This is a genomic window from Jatrophihabitans sp. (assembly GCF_035474675.1).
Classification (GTDB): domain Bacteria; phylum Actinomycetota; class Actinomycetes; order Mycobacteriales; family Jatrophihabitantaceae; genus Jatrophihabitans_A.
Genome location: NZ_DATINC010000127.1, coordinates 1 through 20,841, shown reverse-complemented (window position 1 = coordinate 20,841; position 20,841 = coordinate 1). Strand labels below are relative to the sequence as shown.

17 protein-coding genes and 1 pseudogene are annotated in these 20,841 nt (G+C 70.2%); 3 read left to right on the top strand and 15 right to left on the bottom strand.

Annotated elements, in window-relative coordinates; translation table 11 throughout:
• From treY to VLJ82_RS14875, 5 genes are all read right to left on the bottom strand, one after another.
• Nucleotides 1–1,633: malto-oligosyltrehalose synthase (gene treY / locus VLJ82_RS14895; RefSeq protein WP_408664148.1), on the bottom strand; the 1,633-nt coding region annotated here is incomplete at its 3' end.
• The gene (gene glgX, locus VLJ82_RS14890) at nucleotides 1,633–3,747 is read right to left on the bottom strand and encodes a glycogen debranching protein GlgX (protein ID WP_408664147.1); all 2,115 of its coding nucleotides are present in this window, start codon (nucleotides 3,745–3,747) and stop codon (nucleotides 1,633–1,635) included. The genes glgX and treY, both read right to left, overlap by 1 nt.
• Nucleotides 3,748–3,921: 174 nt before the next feature.
• Nucleotides 3,922–4,896 carry a TIGR03557 family F420-dependent LLM class oxidoreductase gene (locus tag VLJ82_RS14885; RefSeq protein WP_408664146.1) on the bottom strand — a complete coding sequence of 325 codons (975 nt, stop codon included), beginning with the start codon at nucleotides 4,894–4,896 and terminating at the stop codon, nucleotides 3,922–3,924.
• Between the two features lie 87 nt (nucleotides 4,897–4,983).
• Nucleotides 4,984–6,228 carry an SPFH domain-containing protein gene (locus tag VLJ82_RS14880; RefSeq protein ID WP_408664145.1) on the bottom strand — a complete coding sequence of 415 codons (1,245 nt, stop codon included), beginning with the start codon at nucleotides 6,226–6,228 and terminating at the stop codon, nucleotides 4,984–4,986.
• 42 nt (nucleotides 6,229–6,270) lie between these two features.
• Nucleotides 6,271–6,705, bottom strand: a complete 435-nt coding sequence (locus tag VLJ82_RS14875) for an NfeD family protein (RefSeq protein ID WP_408664144.1) — start codon at nucleotides 6,703–6,705, stop codon at nucleotides 6,271–6,273.
• Between the two features lie 102 nt (nucleotides 6,706–6,807).
• Between VLJ82_RS14875 and VLJ82_RS14870 the strand changes: the two genes are divergently transcribed.
• Nucleotides 6,808–7,638: a lipase family alpha/beta hydrolase gene (locus VLJ82_RS14870; RefSeq protein ID WP_408664143.1), complete on the top strand. Its 831-nt coding sequence runs from the start codon at nucleotides 6,808–6,810 to the stop codon at nucleotides 7,636–7,638.
• A gap of 90 nt (nucleotides 7,639–7,728) precedes the next feature.
• Here VLJ82_RS14870 and VLJ82_RS14865 read toward each other — a convergent pair whose 3' ends face one another.
• The 3 genes from VLJ82_RS14865 to VLJ82_RS14855 are packed head-to-tail and all read right to left on the bottom strand — an operon-like array spanning nucleotide 7,729 to nucleotide 10,565.
• The gene (locus VLJ82_RS14865; protein ID WP_408664142.1) at nucleotides 7,729–8,547 is read right to left on the bottom strand and encodes an ABC transporter permease; all 819 of its coding nucleotides are present in this window, start codon (nucleotides 8,545–8,547) and stop codon (nucleotides 7,729–7,731) included.
• Nucleotides 8,548–9,462: an ABC transporter ATP-binding protein gene (locus VLJ82_RS14860; RefSeq protein WP_408664141.1), complete on the bottom strand. Its 915-nt coding sequence runs from the start codon at nucleotides 9,460–9,462 to the stop codon at nucleotides 8,548–8,550.
• The gene (locus VLJ82_RS14855) at nucleotides 9,462–10,565 is read right to left on the bottom strand and encodes a transcriptional regulator (protein WP_408664140.1); all 1,104 of its coding nucleotides are present in this window, start codon (nucleotides 10,563–10,565) and stop codon (nucleotides 9,462–9,464) included. The genes VLJ82_RS14860 and VLJ82_RS14855 overlap by 1 nt, the downstream gene beginning before the upstream one ends.
• Nucleotides 10,566–10,803: 238 nt before the next feature.
• On the opposite strand from VLJ82_RS14855, the gene VLJ82_RS14850 reads away from it, so the two are divergent.
• Nucleotides 10,804–11,235, top strand: a complete 432-nt coding sequence (locus VLJ82_RS14850) for a PPOX class F420-dependent oxidoreductase (RefSeq protein ID WP_408664139.1) — start codon at nucleotides 10,804–10,806, stop codon at nucleotides 11,233–11,235.
• Between the two features lie 65 nt (nucleotides 11,236–11,300).
• Here VLJ82_RS14850 and VLJ82_RS14845 read toward each other — a convergent pair whose 3' ends face one another.
• The 6 genes from VLJ82_RS14845 to VLJ82_RS14820 all read right to left on the bottom strand — a co-directional run bounded on the left by VLJ82_RS14845 (nucleotide 11,301) and on the right by VLJ82_RS14820 (nucleotide 18,707).
• Nucleotides 11,301–11,726: a hypothetical protein gene (locus VLJ82_RS14845; protein ID WP_408664138.1), complete on the bottom strand. Its 426-nt coding sequence runs from the start codon at nucleotides 11,724–11,726 to the stop codon at nucleotides 11,301–11,303.
• Nucleotides 11,727–11,741: 15 nt separating this feature from the next.
• Nucleotides 11,742–14,066 (bottom strand): hypothetical protein, encoded by a 2,325-nt coding sequence (locus VLJ82_RS14840; protein WP_408664137.1) that lies wholly within the window; start codon nucleotides 14,064–14,066, stop codon nucleotides 11,742–11,744.
• Nucleotides 14,067–14,549: 483 nt separating this feature from the next.
• Nucleotides 14,550–16,010, bottom strand: a complete 1,461-nt coding sequence (locus tag VLJ82_RS14835) for a M20/M25/M40 family metallo-hydrolase (RefSeq protein ID WP_408664136.1) — start codon at nucleotides 16,008–16,010, stop codon at nucleotides 14,550–14,552.
• Nucleotides 16,011–16,158: 148 nt separating this feature from the next.
• Nucleotides 16,159–17,460 carry an HNH endonuclease signature motif containing protein gene (locus VLJ82_RS14830; protein WP_408664135.1) on the bottom strand — a complete coding sequence of 434 codons (1,302 nt, stop codon included), beginning with the start codon at nucleotides 17,458–17,460 and terminating at the stop codon, nucleotides 16,159–16,161.
• A 126-nt stretch (nucleotides 17,461–17,586) separates the two neighbouring features.
• A complete protein-coding gene (locus VLJ82_RS14825; protein WP_408664134.1) occupies nucleotides 17,587–18,297 on the bottom strand; it encodes a hypothetical protein in 711 nt (236 codons plus the stop codon).
• Between the two features lie 113 nt (nucleotides 18,298–18,410).
• Nucleotides 18,411–18,707 (bottom strand): helix-turn-helix domain-containing protein, encoded by a 297-nt coding sequence (locus tag VLJ82_RS14820; RefSeq protein ID WP_408664133.1) that lies wholly within the window; start codon nucleotides 18,705–18,707, stop codon nucleotides 18,411–18,413.
• A gap of 70 nt (nucleotides 18,708–18,777) precedes the next feature.
• On the opposite strand from VLJ82_RS14820, the gene map reads away from it, so the two are divergent.
• Nucleotides 18,778–19,548, top strand: a complete 771-nt coding sequence (map, locus tag VLJ82_RS14815; protein WP_408664132.1) for a type I methionyl aminopeptidase — start codon at nucleotides 18,778–18,780, stop codon at nucleotides 19,546–19,548.
• Between the two features lie 21 nt (nucleotides 19,549–19,569).
• On the opposite strand, the pseudogene VLJ82_RS14810 reads toward map, so the two are convergent.
• Nucleotides 19,570–20,841 (bottom strand): annotated as a pseudogene (locus VLJ82_RS14810) (alpha-1,4-glucan--maltose-1-phosphate maltosyltransferase); the annotation flags it as partial.

The window sequence follows — 20,841 nt, the reverse complement described above, 5'->3', positions numbered from 1 at the left end:
CGAAGGTCTGCCACAGCAGGTAGCCGAAGGCCTTGTTCGGGACGGGCGCCGCGGCCAGCAGTTGCTCGGCGGTGGCGTACCAGCGCTCGCCGAGCTCGGGCAGTACCGCCAGCCGGGCCCGGACGTCCTCGCTGCGCTTGGTGTCGTGGGTGGACAGCGTGGTCATCGACTCCGGCAGCAGCCGCTGGCGCTGCAGCTGGGCGGCGTGGAACTGCGCCGGCGTGCTGCCGAAGGAGCCCGGGTCACCGCCCACCTCGTTCAGCCCGACCGCGCGGTTGTAGCGGTAGTAGGCGGTGTCCTCCACGCCCTTGGCCATGATGGCGCCAGTGGCCTGCTCGAACCGGACGGTCACCTCGCGGTTTCCGTTGGAAAGTAAGGGAAGCAGCTCGTCGATCACTCCGGCCAGCTCCGGACGGCGGGACCGGGCCAGCGCGGCGGCCTCGGCCAGCCGCTCGGCGCCGACCGGCTGGTAGGAGCGGTACACCGCGAAAGCCACCGCCAGCTCGGTGAGCGCGGCCACCACCTGCTCGTCGTTCCCGGCCGCCGGAGCCGGCACTGACGGGGTAGCGGCCCGCACCGCGCGGGAGATCCGCAGCAGCTCGGCGTGCAGGATGGTGTCGGCCACCAGCCGCTTGCCCTGCTCCAGGTGCTCGGCCCAGCTGCGCCGGTCGCCGGTCAGCTCGGCGTACCGGCGGCTGACCTCGGCCTCGGCGGCCGGGTCGTAGAGCAGGTTGTTCACCTCGGCCAGCGCGTCGTAGCCGGTGGTGCCGGCCACCGGCCAGTCCGGCGGCAGCAGCTCGCCGGGCTCGGTGATCTTCTCCACGGTGATCCAGGCGTCCGGCGCGGCCGCGGCCAGCCGGTCCAGGTAGCCGGCGGGGTCGGCCAGCCCGTCCGGGTGGTCGATCCGGATGCCCTGCACGTCACCGGCCCGCACCCAGCGCAGCACCTCGGCGTGGCTGGCTTCGAACACCGCCGGATCCTCCACCCGGATGCCGGCCAGGTCGGTGACGGCGAAGAACCGCCGGTAGTTCTGCTCGGTGTCGGCGCGCCGGTAGCTGACCAGCTGGTAGTGCTGGCGGGCGTGCACGTCGCCGGCGGAATCGCCGGGCTTGGCGGTGCCGTCGGCGATCGGGTAGCGGTGCTCGTAGTAGCGCAGCTCGCCGGCCTCGAGATCCACGCTGAGGTCGTCGTCTCCCGCGCCGTCGCCGAGCACCGGCAGCTTGACCCGGCCGTCGCCGGCCCGCCAGTCGATGTCGAACCAGGCGGCGTACTCCGATCCTTCTCCGTCGCGCAGCAGCTGCCACCAGGGCTGGTTCTGGGCGGCGTCGGCGACCCCCATGTGGTTGGGCACGATGTCGACGACGGTCAGCAGGCCCGCGTCACGGGCGGCCGCCGCCAGCGTGCGCCGGCCCTCCTCGCCGCCCCGCTCCTCGTCGACCCGGCGGTGGCTGGTGATGTCGTAGCCGTGGTCGGAGCCCGCGGTGGCCTGCAGCAGCGGGGACAGGTAGAACGCCTGCGCGCCGAGGAAGACCAGGTAGTCGGCCAGTTCCGCCGCCGCCGGCAGCGGGAACTGCCGGCGGATCTGCAGGCGGTAGGTGGAGCCGGGCACCTGCCGGGACAGCTGGTCGGGCATCAGCTGACCCTCTGCAGGACCACCAGCGTCCTCGGCTGGACGGTGACGGCGTCACCGGCCAGCACCGGCTTGTCGTCGGACTCGTCCAGGGTGGGACGGGCGGTGTCGAGCACCAGCTGCCAGCTGGACTCGTGCAGCTCCGGCGGGGTGGTGAACTCGATCGGCTCGGAATGGGCCGAGAAACACAGGAGAAACGAGTCGTCGGTGACCCGCTCGCCGCGGGCGTCGGTGCCGGAGATGGCCTCGCCGTTGAGGAACACCGCCACCGCCCGGCCGAAGCCGGAACCCCAGTCCTCCTCGGTCATCACGCTGCCGTCCGGACGCAGCCAGGCGATGTCGGGCAGCGCGGCGCCGTCCTTGCCGCGCACCGGCCGGCCTTCGAAGAACCGGCGGCGGCGGAACGTCGGGTGCTTGCGGCGCAGCTCCGAGACCACCTGGGTGAAGGCCAGCAGGTCGTCGTCGGCGTTGTCCCAGTCGATCCAGGTCAGCTCGTTGTCCTGGCAGAAGCCGTTGTTGTTGCCCTGCTGGGTCCGGCCGAGCTCGTCGCCGTGGGAGATCATCGGTACGCCCTGGGACAGGAACAGGGTGGCCAGGAAGTTGCGCTGCTGGCGGGCCCGCAGCTCGTTGACCTCCGGGTCGTCGGTCGGGCCCTCCACCCCGCAGTTCCAGGACCGGTTGTGGCTCTCGCCGTCGTTGTTGTCCTCGCCGTTGGCCTCGTTGTGCTTCTCGTTGTAAGACACCAGGTCGCGCAGCGTGAACCCGTCGTGCGCGGTGACGAAGTTGATGCTGGCCACCGGCCGGCGGGCCGAGTGCTCGTACAGGTCGGCCGAGCCGGTGAGCCGGGCCGCGAACTCGCCGATGGTGCCGGGCTCGCCACGCCAGAAGTCCCGGACGGTGTCGCGGTACTTGCCGTTCCACTCCGTCCACTGCGGCGGGAAGTTGCCGACCTGGTAGCCGCCGGGACCGACGTCCCAGGGCTCGGCGATCAGCTTGACCTGGCTGACGGTGGGGTCCTGCTGCACGAGTTCGAAGAAGCTGGACAGCCGGTCGACGTCGTAGAACTCCCGGGCCAGGGTGGCAGCCAGGTCGAACCGGAAGCCGTCGACGTGCATCTCGGTGACCCAGTACCGCAGCGAGTCCATGATCAGCTGCAGCGCGTGCGGGTGCCGGACGTTGAGGCTGTTGCCGGTGCCGGTGTAGTCCATGTAGTACCGCCGGTCGTCGTCGACCAGCCGGTAGTAGGCGGCGTTGTCGATGCCCTTGAACGACAGCGTCGGGCCCAGGTGGTTGCCCTCGGCGGTGTGGTTGTAGACCACGTCGAGGATCACCTCGATGTCGGCGGCGTGCAGCGCGCGCACCATCGCCTTGAACTCCTGGACCTGCCCGCCGGGCGTGCTCGAGGAGCTGTACTTGGCGTCCGGGGCCAGGAAGCCGATGGTGTTGTAGCCCCAGTAGTTGGTCAGGCCCTTGTCCAGCAGGATCGAGTCGTTGGCGAAGTGGTGCACCGGCATCAGCTCCAGTGCCGTCACCCCCAGCGACTGCAGGTGCTCAATGATCACCGGGTGTGCCACGCCGGCATAGGTGCCGCGCAGCTCGTCGGGCAGCCCCGGATGGCGCTGGGTCAGGCCCTTGATGTGCGCCTCGTAGATCACCGTGTCGGCGTACTGGCGCCGCGGCGGGCGGTCCACGCCCCAGTCGAAGAACGGGCTGATCACCACGGACTTCGGCATCTTGGCGGCCGAGTCCTCGTCGTTGCGGCTGTCCGGGTCGCCGAAGTCGTAGCCGAACAGCGCCTGGTCCCAGTCGAAGTGGCCGGAGATGGCCTTGGAGTAGGGGTCCAGCAGCAGCTTGTTGGGATTGCACCGCTGGCCGTTGTCCGGGTCGTACGGGCCGTGCACCCGGTAGCCGTAGAGCTGGCCCGGTTCGATGCCCGGCAGGAAGGCGTGCCACACCAGGCCGTCCACCTCGGGGAGCTCGATCCGGGTCTCGGTGCCGTCGGAGTCGAACAGGCACAGCTCGACCCGCTCGGCGGCCTCGCTGAACAGGGCGAAGTTGGTGCCGGAGCCGTCGTAGCTGGCGCCCAGCGGGTACGCGGTGCCTGGCCAGATTTGCATGGGATTCCTGTCCGGAGAGCTCTGAAAGAGTCAAAGATTCGGCTAGCAGCCGAGCGCCAGTGCTTGTTGAGGCGTCCGATCGATCCTATCCACCGGCCAGCCGCCGCCCGACCAGTCGGTGTCCGGCCGCAGTGACCCCCAGTGGCTCCGACGGGGGTTTGCGGCGAGTCCTGCTCAGCCGAGTTCGCGCAGCCGGGGCAGCAGGTCTGCGTAGAAGTCGAAGAAGCCGGCGTAGGACGTCCCCGGCTCCGAACCGCCCATCTGCGAGACGTAGATCTCATCGAAACCGGCCTCGGCGAACGGCCGGAACGACTGCAGGTGCCGGTCCGGGTCCTTGCCGTAGGCGATCGAGTCGGCGGTCATCTGCCGAGTGACCAGCTGGCTGGCCTGCTCGAAGTGCTTCGGGCTGGGCAGCACCTGGGACAGCTCGCCCGGCACGCCCGAGTTGGCCCACAGCCGGTGCGCGGTGTCGATGCAGGTGTCGTCGTCGCTGCCCCAGCAGACCTTGTAGCCGGCCTGGGTGGGCTTGCCGGCGCCGCCGGAGTCGGCGAACAGCTGCAGCAGGTCGCGGTCGGGCATGGTGCACACGAAGCCGTCGCCGATCCGGCCGGCTAGCTGCACCGCCTTGGGGCCGAAGCCCGAGACGTAGACCGGCAGCGGGGTGGCCGGCTTGCTGTACAGCTTGGCGTCGTCGACGGTGTAGTGGGTGCCGCGGTGGCTGACGAAGCCGTCGGAGTTCCACAGCAGCCGCATCACCTCGACGGCCTCTTCCAGCATCTCCAGCCGGACGTCGGTGTTCGGCCAGTTGGCGCCGGTGATGTGCTCGTTCAGCGCCTCGCCGCTGCCCACGCCGAGGACGAACCTGCCGTTCAGCAGCAGGCTCGCGGTGGCGGCCGCCTGGGCCACCACGGCGGGGTGGACGCGCACCGTGGGGCAGGTGACCGCGGTGGTCACCGGCAGCTGGCAGACCTGGGAGATCGCGCCGATCACCGACCACACGAACGGGCTCTCACCCTGCTCGTCGTTCCAGGGATGGAAATGGTCGGAGATCCACAGGGCGTCGAAGCCGGCCTGCTCGGCGGCGGCCGCCTGGTCCACCAGTTCGCTGGGTGAGTACTCCTCGCAGGACAGGAAATATCCGATCTTCACGCCGTGCCCCTCTCGCGCTGCGTGTTACGGCGTCCTGCTCAGCCGGTTTCTCACGCTACCGCCCGGCGAGGCGGGCATGGCGAGGGGTCAGGGTTTGGACAGGTCAGGCCGGCCGGGCAGTTCGGTCAGCGGCTCGACGATGCCCTCGTGCGCGGCCCGGCTGTCCGGGTCGTCGTCGGAGGCGCGCAGGTTGCCGGCCTCGGGCTGGGCGGCGGCCGGCGGCAGGTTGGAGTCGAACCAGCCGTCGGTGGGGATCGCCTCGGTCCCGGACGCGCCGTTGCCCGAGGTGCCGTTGCCGGTAGCGTCGGCGCCGCCCACCGCGTGGGCCCCGGAGCCGGCGGAGCCGACCGCGAGCCAGGACGACGCTCCGGAGTCGGAGCCCCCGGAGCCACTGCCGGCCCCGGCGCCGGCCAGTCCTGCCAGGCCTTCCAATGCCTTGCTGAACTCGCTTGGCACGATCCACATCTTGTTTGCGTCGCCCTGGGCGATCTTCGGCAGCGTCTGCAGGTACTGGTAGGCCAGCAGCGCCGGATCTGGCTGGGCCGCGTGGATGGCGTTGAAGGTGGTCTCGATCGCCTTGGCCTCACCCTGGGCGCTGAGGTAGCGGGCCGCCCGCTCGCCTTCGGCGCGCAGGATCCGGGACTGCCGCTCCGCCTCGGCAGACAGGATCGCCGCCGTCTTGGCACCCTCGGCCGCCAGGATCTGCGCGGCCTTCTGGCCCTCGGCGGTCTTGATGGCCGACTCCCGCTGGCCTTCGGCCGACAGGATGATGGCCCGCTTGTCCCGGTCGGCGCGCATCTGCTTCTCCATCGCGTCCCGGATCGAGGGCGGCGGCTCGATGGCCTTGATCTCGACCCGGGCCACCCGGATGCCCCACGGCCCGGTGGCCTCGTCCAGCACCCCGCGCAGCTGGGTGTTGATGCCGTCCCGGCTGGTCAGGGTCTGCTCCAGGTTCAGTGAGCCGACCACGTTGCGCAGCGTGGTGATGGTCAGCTGCTCGACCGCCTGGATGTAGTTCTGGATCTCGTAGGTGGCTGCCCGCGGGTCGGTGACCTGGAAGTAGATCACCGAGTCGATGCCGACCGTCAGGTTGTCGGAGGTGATCACCGGCTGCGGCGGGAAGCTGACCACCTGCTCGCGCATGTCGATCAGCGGGCGCATCCGGTCCACGAAGGGCAGCAGGATCGCCACCCCTGGCCCCTGGGTGCGGGTGTAGCGGCCCAGCCGCTCCACCACGGCGGCGCGGGCCTGCGGGACGATCCGCACGCTGCGCAGCAGGGTCACCACCGCCACCACCGCGATGATCAGGACGGCGAACAGGATGGCGTCCATGCCGGTCTCCTCTCGTGTTCCCCCGTGCTCGGAGGGTATGGACTAGCGCGAACTGTCCCACACCAGCGCCGTGGCACCAGCGATCTCGATCACCTGCACGCTGCTGCCCACCGGGATCACCTGGGAGTGGTCGTAGGCGCGCGCCGACCACTCGCTGCCGCCGAGCCGGACCCGGCCGTCGGTGGCGTCGACCTTGCTGGTCACGATGGCCTGGGTGCCGATCAGCGCCTCGATCCCGGTCCGGGCCGTGCCGCTGCCGGTCAGGTGCCGCTTGGCGACCGGGCGCACGAACAGCAGCAGCGCCAGCGCGCCCATGACGGCGACGAGCACCTGCAGGGCCGGTGGCAGCCCGGCCGCGGCGGCGATCCCGCCAGCCCCGGCGCCACCGGCGCACATGAGCAGCACCAGGTCCAGGCTCAGGGTCTCGGCGCCGGCCAACGCGGCGGCCAGGATCAGCCAGATCAACCAGGCGTGCATACCCTCATCGAACCATCTGGGCGCCCGGCGGGCCGGGATATGCGCCGATTCGTTAGCAGTCACCGCGGCGAATGGCTCAGCTCGGCTGGGCACAATGAGCTGGTGTTCGGATCGCTGGCCCCGGCCCGCCGTCGCCTGGCCGTGGGCTGCTGCGTCGCGCTGGTGCTGGCCCTGATGGCGGTGCTGGGAGGCGTCCTGGCGCACCGCGGCAGCGGTGGAGAACCGCCGCGCGCGGTACCTGCCGACCAGCCCGGGCCGGTGCTGCTGGTGCCCGGCTACGGCGGTTCGACCAGCGGGCTGGCGGTGCTGGCCGCCCGGTTGCGCCAGCACGGCAAGGACGCCGAGGTGGTGAGCCTGCCCGGCAACGCCCAGGGCGACCTGGCGGCCCAGGCGGACGTGCTGGCCGCGGCGGCGCGGGCCGCCGTCGCCCGGACCGGTGCGCCGTCGGTGGACGTGGTGGGCTACTCGGCCGGCGGGGTGGTGGCCCGGCTATGGCTGAGCGGGGACCGCGGCGCGCCGGTGCGCCGGGTGGTCAGCCTGGGCTCGCCGCAGCACGGCACCGCGCTGGCCAGCCTCGGCGCGCTGGTCGCCGGCCAGTGCCCGCTGGCCTGCCAGCAGCTGGATCCGGCCAGCGACCTGCTGGCCCGGCTGAACGGCCGCCCCGGCCGCTCCGGGGGTTCCGGCGGCGAGGTGCCGTCCGGGCCGGTGTTCGTCTCGCTGTGGACCAGCTCCGACGAGGTGGTGATCCCGCCCGAGTCGGCGGTGCTGGCCGGCGGGATCAACATCCGGATCCAGGACGTCTGCCCGGCCTCGGCGGTCGGCCACGGCGGCCTGCCGGGCGACCCGCTGGTGGCGGCGATGGTGCTCGCCGAGCTGCAGCCCTCCGACCCGGTGCAGCTGACCGCCCGCGACTGCGCCCGGCTCAGCTCCTGATCCCTCAGCTCCTGATTTCCCCAGCTCCTGATGCCTCAGCTCCTGATGCCTCAGCTCCTGATGCCTCAGCTCCTGATGCCTCAGCGATCCTCAGCTGGTGACGTCCTTGGTGGTGAAGTTCGCCCAGGCCGCACCCAGCAGCACCAGCACGTAGACGCCCTGCAGCGCGACGCCGCGCAGCACGTTGCGCCACAGGATCGGATCCCGGAACAGGTCGATGAACGACAGCCAGTACCGGGTCGGCAGGTAGGGCTGCAGCGCCCGGGAGGCGTCGATGGTGAGCAGCAGCGAGGACCCGATCAGGATCGCCAGCGCGCCCATGCTGGCCGACAGCGCCGAGTCGGTCACCGTGGACAGGAACAGCGCCACCGCCGCCACACCCAGCATCGAGAACGCGACGTAGCCGATGGCGAGCACGGTCCGTCCGGCGATCTGGCCCGAGGTCAGGCTGGTGCCCGAGACGCTGGTGACCGCCACCGCCGACAGCGGCTGGTCGCCCAGCAACGCCCGGCCGACCAGGTAGCCGGTGCCCGACACCACCACCACCGCGGTCAGCACGAAGGCGAACACCGACACCAGCTTGGCCACCAGCAACCGGGTGCGCCCGACCGGCCGGATCAGCAGGTAGCGCAGGGTGCCCGACGCGGCCTCGCCGGCCACGGTGTCACCGGCCACCACGGCCACCGCCACCGGGAGGAACAGCGGCAGCACGATGGCCAGCGCCGCCACCGCGAACAGCGAGCCGTTGGTCAGCACCGCGGACAGGAACGCCGGGCCCTGGCCCGGTCGCGGGCCGATGCCGGTGACGGCCAGCAGGATCGCCACCACGGTCGGCAGCGCGTCCAGCAGCCCGATCGTCATCCAGGTCCGGGGCCGCCGGAACAGCTTGAGCAGCTCGACCCTGATCATCTAGCCCTCCACCCGGTCGCTGCTCGGCCCGGTCAGCTCCAGCACCGCCTGCTCCAGGGTGCGCCGCTCCGGCCCGAGCTCGCGGACCCGGATGCCGGAGCCGACCAGCAGCGCGTTGAGCGCCGCCGGATCCCCGCCGCGGACCAGCAGCGTCTCGCCGTCGCGGTGCTCGACCCGGCCGTCGAGCAGCGCCAGCGCCGCCGCGGCGTCCGGGGTGCGGACCAGGGTGCGGCCGGTCGGCGCCTGCAGGTCGGCCAGCTCGGACTGCACCACCAGCCGGCCCCGGTCCAGCACGCCCACCCGGGTGCACAGCTGCTCCACCTCGGCCAGCAGGTGGCTGGACAGGAAGATGGTGGTGCCGCCGGCGTGCAACCGCAGCAGCAGGTCGCGGATCTCCCGGATGCCCTGCGGGTCCAGGCCGTTGGTGGGCTCGTCCAGCACCAGCAGCCGGGGCCTGCGCAGCAGCGCGGCGGCCAGCCCCAGCCGCTGCCGCATGCCCAGCGAGTACGCCTTGACCGGCCGGCGGCCCACCCCGGCCAGGCCCACCTGCTCCAGCACCTGTGTGATGCGCTCGGTCCGGTCCCGGCGGGCGCCCCGAGCGCGCCGCGAGCCGCTGGCGTCCAGCAGGCCGAGGTTCGCCCGGCCGGACAGGTGGCCGTAGGCGGCCGGTCCCTCCACCATCGCGCCGACCTGGTCGAGCACCCGGCCGGCCGCCGCCGGCACCGGCTGGCCGAGCAGCTCGATCCGGCCGGAGGTCGCCATCACCAGGCCGAGCAGCATCCGGACGGTGGTGGTCTTGCCCGAACCGTTGGCGCCCAGGAAGCCGTAGATGTCGCCCGGCCGGACGTCGAGGTCGATCGAATCGACGGCGGTCAGCGAGCCGAACCGCTTGGTCAGGGCGTGCGTGGTGATCATCAGCTCAGCCCCGGGTGGTCGGGCAGCTGCGCGGCGGCCGCGGCCAGCGTCTGGTCGGTGACGGTGCCGACCAGCAGCCAGGACGAGTCCCGCTGGGTCGGGGTGGCCAGCAGCAGGGTGAGCGGGCCGATGGACAGCTTCAGCTGCGGCTCGGCCGGGTCGGCGTTTATGGCGTCGGCCAGCTCCCGGCCGAGCGAGTAGGCGATCCGATCGGGCAGCGGCACCGCCACGAACTCGGTCACGCCCCGGCCGTACACCCCGACGCTGCCGAAGGGCGGCAGTTGCAGGTTGCGGTCCAGGCCCGCCAGCCGGGCCGGCGGCACCACCGCGCCAAGCTGGTCGATGGCGGTGACCAGGTCCCGGGACGGCTGGCTGGAGACCCGGGCGGCGAGCGGCGGTGAGAAGGCGGTGACCGACGCGGGCGGCTCGGCGGTGGAGAAGTCGAGGAAGGAGCTGCTCAGCACGGCGCTGCCGGACTGCTTGCCCTGCACCCGGACCCGCAGCGGCAGCCCGGTGGCGGCGTCGGCCCAGACGTCGACGTGCGCGATGTTGCTGGCCAGCTGGGCGGGGGTGATCCGCAGGCCGGGCGCGCTGCGGCCGGCGATCCGTTCCGAGCCCAGCCGGGACGCCTCGCTGGGCAGCGCCTGGCTGAGCAGCCGGCGGCCGAGCTCGGGGGGCACCAGGTCCGCGGCGACGGGCAGCCGCACCTGCGGGGGGACCGGTGAGCCGGTCCGGTCGACGGCGTTGGACTCGTAGTCCCAGGTCCAGTCGCCGGATGCGTCGTGGTGGATGCCGGACTCGCCGGCGAAGCTGACCGCGTCCACCCGCCAGTCGTCGCTGTTGCGGTACCAGGCCCGCAGCTGGGTGCGGCCGCCGAACAGGTCGGCGACGGAGGTGAACCTGCTGGTCACCGGCAATGCCAGCCCGCCGGTGGCCTCGGCATAACCGCTGAAGGGGCGGGTGGCCGAGGCGTTGATCCGCCGCAGCAGCTCGGCGGCGGACAGATCGCTGGTCCGGGCCGGGACCGCGGCCACCAGGGCCGGCAGCGCGGCGAGCAGCGCGGTGCCGGCGAGCACGGCCAGCCAGCGCTGCACGGTGGTCATTCCTCACCGTACGACAGGCGGCGGCCATCGGTTCAGGCTTCTGCCGCAGCGCCGGCGGTCCGGTGCCTTGGGCGCCAGCCTTCCGGCGGCGGTCCGATGCTCCGGGCGTAGTTCGTCCGGCTGCGGTCCGATGCCGGAGCGTTGGCCTAACAGCAGGGCATCCTCGGCGCATCGTCCCTGCTGGGCGGCCACCGCTCGCGAGCGGCGCGACACCGGCCGGGTGCGGCATAGTTCTCGCATGGCACACCCGATGACCGATGAGCAGGCCCGCGCGTTTCTGGCCGAGGGCACCCGGACCGGCAAGTTGGCCACCAGCCGGGCCGACGGGCGGCCGCACGTGGCACCGATCTGGTTCGTCCTGGACGGTGAGGACCTGGTCTTCATGACCGGTGCGAACACCGTCAAGGGCCGCACCCTGCGCCGGGATCCGCGGGCGGCGCTGTCGGTGGACCTGGAGCAACCGCCGTACGCGTTCGTTACCGTGGAGGGCAGCGTGGAGATCTCCGAGGACCTGGAGGAGATGCTGCCGCTGTCCATCGCGATCGCCCGCCGCTACGTCGGCGACGCCGAGGCCGAGGCGTTCGGCCGCCGCAACGCCGTCGCCGGTGAGCTGCTGGTCCGGCTGCGGCCGGACAGGATCATCGCCGTCGACGACCTGATGGGCGACTGAGCGATCTTCAGGGGGTCACCCCCGCCTTCGCAATCGGCGGGTCATGATCATGGGGTCGAGCCCGTTCAGTGGAACCTGTGGTGGAACTCCGCGACCATGGATTCGCCGGCCGCGGTGACCAATTGGCCGACCAGCGGATGGACGATGAGTGACACGACCACGCCGGCCAGGTGCGGCAGGTGCTTGGAGAACCAGCCACGGACGTAGTCCATCGTGACCAGGTCAGGCTTGTCCTCGGCGGCGATCGCGGTTTCCAGTTCGACGACCTTCGACAACGCCTCCGCTCGTTGTGCCGGTGGGGCACCGGAGGCGACGTCAGAGCGGAGCCCCGCGAACAGCTCTGCCAGCTCACTGACCTGTGCTGGTGACAGGTGCTCTGCGGCGCCGCCCAGATCGGTGGAAGTCTGGGCGATGTCGCGCCCGACCGCGAACTGTCCGGTCACGGGCGCGTTCACGGTCGCGGAATAGCTGTCGCCACGATTGGTGTCCATGTTCGATACTCCCCGTCAGTTGAGAATGACGTAGTGGTAACGCACCTCGATCTTCCCGCCCGCGGGTTGCCGGGAAGCCTTGAATTCGCAGCGAAGGGGAAAGTCGGGATTGCCGGCGCACGGCTCGCTCCAACCGCTGAAGGCGAGCGAACAGATGTCGTCCCCACAACTTTTGGCGGTCAGGCTCACAGGGCTGTCGACGGCAACGTCCACTGTGCAGTCGCCTGGGCAGTCGATCCCGTTGCCGGTGATGACGCCGAGAGGAGGGGCGTATTCCGGGTTGCCGTTCACGACGTCGATGGTCACTAGCGGCTGCGTTCCCATACCTGTCAGCGGAACGGAGATGGACGAGCCATCCGGCAGCGCGGCGGTCAATGTCGCGGAGGCCAGGCCGGTAGTCGTTGGTACGAATCGCACCGTCACCGAACAAGTCTGCCCGGCGGAGGCAGTCGAAATATCATGACATATCCCGTCACTGCTGAAGTTGCTCGCGTCCGTAATGGTGATGGTGGGAAGGCGCTTGCTGCTCATGGTGAATGTGACGGGCCGGGTCGCGGACGTGTTGAGATCGATTGCCGGGAATTTCAGCGCCTTCGGGCTGGCGAGAATAGGCGGCGATGGCGGCGATGCATCCGACGACGGGCTCGGGCTGGTCGATGGGCTCGGGCTGGCCGGGGTGCTCGGGCTGGTCGACGGGAGCGGGCTGGCCGAAGTGCTCGGGCTGGCCGAAGTACTCGGGCTGGTCGACGGGAGCGGGCTGGTCGACGGGAGCGGGCTGGTCGATGGGCTCGGGTTGGTCGGGGGCGGGGTTGACCGGGTTGGCAAGGAAATCGCCCTGTTCGCGGCCGGACGGTGCCACCACTGACCGGCGTCGGCAACCTGACCTACGGCGAGAATGGCGACAAGGATGCTCGCAGCGATGGCGAGCGTCCGGCTCGACGGTCTGAGGAAGCCCGGGCCTGTCCGGCGTGCGCCGTGGAACCCGCCCCGGAGCCGCTGCGATATCTGGAGATTGTGAAGTGTGACGGCAGCGCCGTGGCGGTCCCCGGCTCGGGTGCGCAGCTCCAGCGAGTCGGCCAGCGCCGAGTTCGCCGCCAGTGTGTCTCCCAGGCACAGGGATCGAGTGCCCTGCTGGTGTAACGCCCATGCCCGGGTGCGAGTGTCTGAGACCTCGACGGCCGCCGAATGCGCGCAGTTCAGCACCCGTAACCAGGCGTCCCAGTGGCCCTGGACAGCCAACGCGGCTTCGGTGGAGCGAGCGAGCCGCATGGCCGGCTCGTAGCGTCCGGTCGACACGCCCCAGGTGATCAGCAGTTCTTCCAGGCGGAGCCTTTCGGGTGTTCTGGAGGAGTCGTCACGTTCGGTGCTCTGCCGTGAAAGGAGGTCGAGGGCCGAAGCCCGCCATTCGTCTGTCTGCGATTCCAGCCGGCCATCGAGGTCGGGCGAGACTCCAGGCGGCGTCAGGAACCGGTCAAGGACCGCGCCGTCGACGACCTGGCGGGTCGTTTCGGGCTCCGCGCTGACCGATCCGAGCGGATCTCCTACCACGTCGCGCGCGGTGCGCCGGGACGCTTCGTCGAGCACCGCGGCGAAGGACTGCATCAGGCGTAGCGGATGGCCTCTGTCGCGCCGCCACAGGGCATGGGCCCATCCGGTTTCCTCGGTGCTCAGGGCCCGGGCGATGCAGTGCTCGATGAGCGGAACCGCGTCCTCCAACGGCAACCCACCGATGGGTACGCTGCGGCCGTCACCCCAGAGCCGACGATCCGGAGTCGCCACGACACATCGGCTGTGCGGCAGGAGATGGAGGACATTGCGGAGCTGATCCGGCTCCAACTCGACGTCGTCGAGCAGGAGCAGCGCGCACACCGGTGCCAGATCGTGGCGCAGTTGTGCCCCCGTCGGCTTGTACGGCGTCGAGCACTCGTGGAATGCGCTCCAGACGTCGTGAACCGCGTCGTTGACCTCATAGGAGTGCAAGGACAGGAACACCACCCCGTCCGGGTACTCGGAGTCCGTGATCGTCCAGGCCAGCTCCTCGAGCAGGGTTGTCTTGCCGCTTCCGACCTCGCCGTACAACTCCAGTCCACCCACCGGGGGACCGGTACGGGCCAGCTCGCGGACCGGGAGGCGGTCGAGCACCAGGGCAGGGCGCACCGGTCGGAGCAAAACCGGCCGCTGCCGTCGGGTCGGTGTCACCACCGTGCCGTCGACAATGGTGACCGCACCGCCGTGCACGCCACCGATGTTCAGCACGCGCTGCTCGATGTGGGTGCCCACGGCCACTGTGCCGCTGATCGGCGCCTGCAGCAGGGCTGTCACGTTGGTCGCGCCGGCCATCTGCTCGGGCCGGTGCGGGCCCCCCGTGAAACGGCGCCACCAAGCCGTCATCGCACTCCCCACCATCCGCGCATTGTCGCTATGCAGAATGGCAATACCGGAGATCGTCGGATCAGTCTGGCAGCAGGTCTTGCCGATGGGAAGATTCCGATGGTAGGCAATGGCTGGGAAGAGCCGTCCTGCGCTAAGCGCTGTGACGTGGACGGTACGAACCGTGGGATACCCGGTGACAACTTATGAACCCGGTGCCCAGCGTCGCCTAACGCAGCTATCCCGCTATCGGCGTGCGCTAACCGTCCTATCACCGAGCAGTCGGGGAGTACGGGCGGTCGCGGTTCGGCCGCCGCAACGCCGTCGCCGGCGAGCTGCTGATCCGGCTGCGGCCGGACAAGATCATCGCCGTCGACAACCTGATGGGGGAGTGAGGCGGCCGCCTGCTGATGCAATGCCCGCCACCCGCATCCGGTGGCGGGCCTGCTCGGGTCAGGCCGGGAAGGGGAAGGTGGCCGGACTGCGGTGACCGGACCGGTCCACGGCCCGTACGCCGAAGATCACATTGTCCTTGGACAGGTCGATGGTCACCCGCGTGGTGTCTCCCACCTTGATGACATGGGTCCAGAACGGCGCGGTGGTCGGGCGCCAGACCACCTCGTAGCCGGCGAGGTCGGCATCCGTGCCGCGGCTCCAGGCCAGGGTGGTGTCATTGGTCAGGGCCGTGGTGTCCACCACCACGTTCTTCGGCGTACCGGGTCCTTGGGCCAGTGACCACAGCGCTGCCGCATTCGTCCGGGCAACCCGGGCGATGTAGTCGAAGTCGCAGAACTGCGGCAGGTCACCGAACTGGACGCCGTCGACCACCCGGACATCCTGGTGCTGGTGGGCGAAGTTCTCGTTGGGCTCGGTGAATCGGGCCGCCGGGAAACCCTGTTGCAAGAAGGGCGTGTGATCGCCACCGCGAAGGTAGCGGTCCAGGCGGTAGATGACACGCACCCGGGCGCCGGTGGCGTGCGGGTCGGCGACCTCGGCCACGAACCGGGCCAGCTCACGGGCCGGAGAGTCGTTCTCGCCCCCGATCGACACCCGGATCGCTGCCCGCGCCGGATCCTCACTGGGTGGAATGCCTTGCGCGAACAGCCGAACACTGTGCCGGTCGCGGGTGCCGTCATCGGCTCGGCTGCTGCCGACGATGTCGTTGGTGAACATGGCCTGGACGTCGGCGCCGGCGTCCTTGAGCTGCTTGGCCAGGAAGGTCGAGCCGTACAAGCCCTGCTCCTCGCCCGCCACAGCGGCGAAGATGATCGTTGCCTCGGGGCGGCGGGTGGCCATAACACGCGCCAGTTCCATCGAGACGGCAACACCGGAGGCATCATCGTCGGCGCCCGGGGCATCGCTGGTGAAGTTCAGGACATCGGTGACCCGCGAGTCGTAGTGACCCGAAACGACGTAGACCCGGTTCGGATCAGCAGAGCCGCGCAGCGTCGCGACCATGTTGCTTATCCGTGTCGGAGTGGGTATCCGGGACGCCGGCTGCTGGATGTAGGACGGCACCGTGACCGTCATCCGGCCGCCGGATGCGGCCGCGTACCGGCGCAGCTCGGCTGCGATCCAGTCCCGGGCAGCGCCGATTCCGCGGTGCGGGTCGGTCTGGGAGGACAACGTGTGCCGGGTACCGAAGGACACCAGCTTGCGTACGGTCGCTTCTATCCGGTCCTCATCGATCTCTTCGAGGATCGCGAGCAATTCCCGGTCGGGGCGTTGCGGCTTCAGCCGAGCACCCGGACCGGGCGGCCATTGCTGGCTGCCGACAGCGTCGTCCCGCTCGTCGGCGTCCGCGGTCGCGGGCAACAGCTGGGAGCCGACCGCTCCGGCAGCGACAGCCGCGGAACCGGTCAGAAAGGCTCGACGGCTGGCAGCCGAGTGCCGGGTTTGCTGGGGACCGTTCATGGGGAGCCTCCTCGATCACGGCGCAATCACGCCAAATTCCACACAACCACCGGCGCCTGGAATGTCAAGACGACCGGTCAGCCGGCCGGTACCGCGTAGCGGGTGTGGCGGCGCGGCCGCGCGATCACTGATCGCAGGACAAGCCAGGTCAGCCGGCCGGTACCGCGTAGCGGGTATGGCGGTGCGGGCGCTGCTCAGGATCGACCCAGGCCGGCGGAACGAACCACGGCAGCCCGCCGCGCATGGTGACCTGCCAGCCGCCGGTGTCGATCCGGTCATGGTGGTAGTCACACAGCAGCACCAGGTTGTTCAGATCGGTCGGTCCGCCCTCGGACCACGGGATCACGTGGTGCTTCTCGGTCCACTCCGGTGGATCGGTGCAGCCCGGAAAGGCGCAGCCCTGGTCCCGCGCGATCAGTGCCAGGCTCTGTTTCTCGCTGGCGTACCGGCGGGTGGTGCCGTAGTTCAGCACGCCGCCCGCACTGTCGTGCACCACCCAGGCAATACCGGCCTGGTCAGCGAGCCGCAGCGCCCGGTCGACCGACAGGTGCTGACCGAAGCTGGTGGCGGCCAGGCCGGTCCGGGTCTCGAACTGCTCGGCGGTCAGGGTGATCAGCACGGTCGCCGGCACGCCCGCCGTGCGCGGCAGTTCCGCCGATCGCAGCGCGATCTTCAGCACCGACCGGAACGCGTCGTGCATGCGCTGCCCGGCGGTTCGCTCGTCAGGATCGCCCTCGGCTGCCGGCTTCGGTGCCGCCAGCGAGTGCAGGACGGTCAGTGCCAGGGCGGCGGTCTCGGAGTCCAGGTCCGCCGTCAGCCGGTGCATCCCCTCGCCGTTCGGCACGCAGGACAGGAACCGGCGCCGCTGCTGGAACCGCTCGTCGGCCAGCGTGCCGTCCGGAAGCAGCGTGTCCACCAGCCGCCGGGCGATCCCGGCCAGCGTGCCCGCGTCGAGGAGCTCGGCCTGCTCGACCAGGAACCGCTCTGCCTTGGCAAGCTCCTCGACCGGCAGGGCGCCCGCCCGCAGTGTGCCGAGGCAGCGGATGACCACGTCGGCCTGCCTGCTCGATACCGCACCGCTGGCCCGGGCGGCGGCGAGCACCGGCAACTGCGGCTCGCTGCGCTCTCCGGTCAGCTGTACCCGCACGCCCAGTTCGCGAGCGTGCCGGACCCGCACCCCGGTCTCGAACGGCGCCAGGTTGAGCAGCCCGGCGACGAACTGACCGGTGCTGCGCACCACGTGCCGGGCGGGGATGCCGCGGGCTTCTAGTTCGGGAATGGTGACGTTGTCGAACGCCTCCACCGTGCGGCGCAGCGTCTCCATGGTGCGGATCAGCTCCAGCAGCTGGGACTCGTTCAGCACGGACAGGTCGGCACCGGCCAACTGTGAGACGGCAGCCAGCGCGGCCCCGGCCAGAGCCGGAGCGTCGCCTGCCATCCCCGTCGTCATGACTGAAAACCTAGACCAGGGGTACGACAACTTTGCTGCGGCGAAAACCTTGCAGACTAAGAGCAAATCAGTTGATCACGAATGCCTGCGCTTTGCCCGTGGCGGTGCTTAGTGGGCGGACCGTCGTCATCCGGCGAGCTTGGTGGCCCAGTAGATGTGGTCGTTCGCACCGATGAAAACGAGGGCCACGGTCAGTTGCCGCAATGGGTCCGTGATGGGCAGGCTCTCCTGGCTCAACACGGCGGTGAAGGTGACCGGCCCGACAGTGTTGGGAGGAAACATCACCGCCATTCCGGAGTTGGTGAAACTCAACCCGTCCGGAGTCCGCACCGAGGCGAGCATGTGCAGCCACGGGTATTTGGCCGCGACCTTGTCGTATCTGCCGTCCCAGCCCTGCATCACGTCCGTGCCGGCCGGACCGGCTCCGTAGAGCGCGTCAACCGGCTTGTTCCGCGCGCGTTCGATGACGAACAGGGCGTACTGCCCGTCCGTGGGCGCGTTGGGAGGCGTGGAGAACGTCAACTGACCGACGACCTGTTGCGGGGCGGGCCCGCCGTCGGCCGGTTCGATGAACGGCGCGGGCAACCTGCCGGGACCGGCGAGGCGGTCCACAGTTGGCTGGGCCTGTCCCGGGGCGACGATCTCCATCCACACGCTGGCGGAAATTGCGTCAGCGGCGTACGGCGCGCGGTTGGCGCGGGAGACCGCAACATTGCGCAGGACGACCGTGGCCACCACGAGCACCACAACAACTGCGACCGTGGCGATCACCCTGCCGGAAACCCGCCTGGTTCCAACAACAGGACCCGCACTCCGATCGACGACGTCGATGTCCATGGCGCTCTTCTCGGCCGGGCGGACGTGCTGTTTGCGGAAATGGTGGCAGCAGGCGGGGGTTGGAACAAGCTCGATCGGTTGCGCCCCTGCACCCGGACCAGGGCCGCGTCCGGCTAGGAGACCAACCGCTCGGCTGGTTTGCGATCGCCACCGGCGGCTACACCGGCGGAGGAGTTGACCTCCGCCCACAGCGCATCCAGGGACAGGCCGAGCACGTCGGCGATCGCGGCGATGGTGGAGAAGGCCGGGGTGGCCACCCGGCCGGTCTCGATCTTTCGCAACGTTTCCGGTGAGATCCTGGCGTCCAGCGCAGTGCCGAGCATCGAGCTCTCACCCCTGGCCCGGCGCAGCAGGGCGCCGAGGCGCTGCCCGCGTTCGACCTCGGCGGGCGTGAGCGGCAACCTGACCATGGCACCGATTCTAGTACCGGCATACTATTGCCGGGATAGTTATTGGCGAGCGAAACACGGAAGACGCCCGATGATCGAGATCCTCAGCTCGACCGAGCTGCCCCGGGCCCGGCAGGCGGGTGCCCTGGTCGCTGGCATCCTGCAGACGCTGAAGGGCCGCTGCCGGGTAGGCGTCAACCTGCTGGACATCGACCGCTGGGCGCAGGACCTGATCGCCGAGGCCGGTGCGCTGTCCTGCTACGTCGACTACGAGCCGCCCTTCGGGCGCGGGCCGTTCGGGCACTACATCTGCACCTCGGTCAACGACGCGGTGCTGCACGGACTGCCCCACGACTACCCGCTGGCCGACGGCGACCTGCTGTCGCTGGATCTTGCCGTCTCCTACGGCGGAATCGTCGCCGACTCCGCCATCAGCTTCCTGGTGGGCGAGCGGCAGCCGGCAGGCAGCCTGGCCCTGATCGAGGCGACCGAACGCGCGCTGAGTGCCGGGATAGCCGCCGCCCGGCCCGGCGCCCGGATCGGTGACATCTCCGCCGCCATCGGCTCGGTCCTCGACGCGGCAGGGTATTCGGTCAACACCGAGTTCGGCGGTCACGGCGTCGGATCGACCATGCACCAGGACCCGCACGTTCCCAACACCGGACGGCCCGGTCGCGGTTACCGGCTGCGGCCGGGGCTGCTGCTGGCGCTGGAACCGTGGGTGATGGCCGACACCGCCGAACTGGTCACCGACGCCGACGGCTGGACCCTGCGCAGCGCGACCGGCTGCCGGACCGCCCACAGCGAGCACACCGTCGCCATCACCGACGACGGAGCCGAAATCCTTACCGTGCCGGGATAGGCCCAGCCGGTAAGGACCTGGCTAGCCGCGGCGCCGGACGTGGAAGATGTGCGACGGCTGGTAGGGGGTGAGCCGGACGAAGTTGTGCTCGCCCCACTCGTAGTTGACGCCGCTGATCAGGTCCGACACCTCGAAACCTTCATCCCACCCGATGCCCAGCTCGTTGAGCCGCAGGTGCACCCAGCCCTCCCGGGTGTTGTGCGGGTCCATCGAGCAGGTCACCAGGATCGTGTCCCCGGTCGCGGCGTCCCGCTTGGAGAACACCAGGATGGCGTCGTTCTCGCAGGAGTGGAACCGCAGGTTGCGCAACTGGTGCAGCGCCGGGTGGGCCCGGCGGATCTCGTTGAGCCGCTTGAGGAACGGCGCCAGCGAGTCGCCCCGGTCGATCGCGCCCTGCAGGTCCCGCGGCCGCAGCTGGTACTTCTCCGAGTCCAGGTACTCCTCGCTGCCCGGCCGCACCGGCACGTTCTCGTACAGCTCGTAGCCGGAGTAGATGCCGTAGGTGGGCGAGATCATCGACGCCAGCACCGCCCGGATCGCGAAGCCGGCCCGGCCGCCGTGCACCAGGAACTCGTTGAGGATGTCGGGGGTGTTGGGAAAGAAGTTCGGCCGCATGTAGTCGGCGGCGGCGACCAGTTCCTCGCCGTACTGGCCCAGTTCCCAGGCGGTGTTGCGCCAGGTGAAGTAGGTGTAGCTCTGGGTGAAGCCGATCCGGGCCAGCTCGTGCATCATCGCCGGGCGGGTGAACGCCTCGGCCAGAAACAGCACGTCCGGGTGCTGTGCCTTGACGGTGGCGATCAACCACTGCCAGAAGTTCAGCGGCTTGGTGTGCGGGTTGTCGACCCGGAAGATCTTCACTCCGCGCGACACCCACAGCAGGGTGACCCGCAGGCACTCGGCGTACAGCCCCGCCGGGTCGTTGTCGAAGTTCAGCGGGTAGATGTCCTGGTACTTCTTCGGCGGGTTCTCCGCATAGGCGATGGTGCCGTCCGGCAGCGTGGTGAACCACTCCGGATGCTCGCTGACCCACGGGTGGTCCGGTGCGCACTGCAGCGCCAGGTCCAGCGCCACCTCCATGCCCAGCTCCTCGGCGCGGGCCACGAAGGCGGCGAAGTCGGCCTCGGTGCCCAGCTCCGGGTGGATCGCGTCGTGGCCGCCCTCGGCCGAGCCGATCGCCCACGGCGAGCCGGTGTCGGTCGGCTTGGCGTTCAGCGTGTTGTTCGGGCCCTTGCGGTTGACCCGGCCGATCGGGTGGATCGGCGGCAGGTACACCACGTCGAAGAGCAGGTCGGC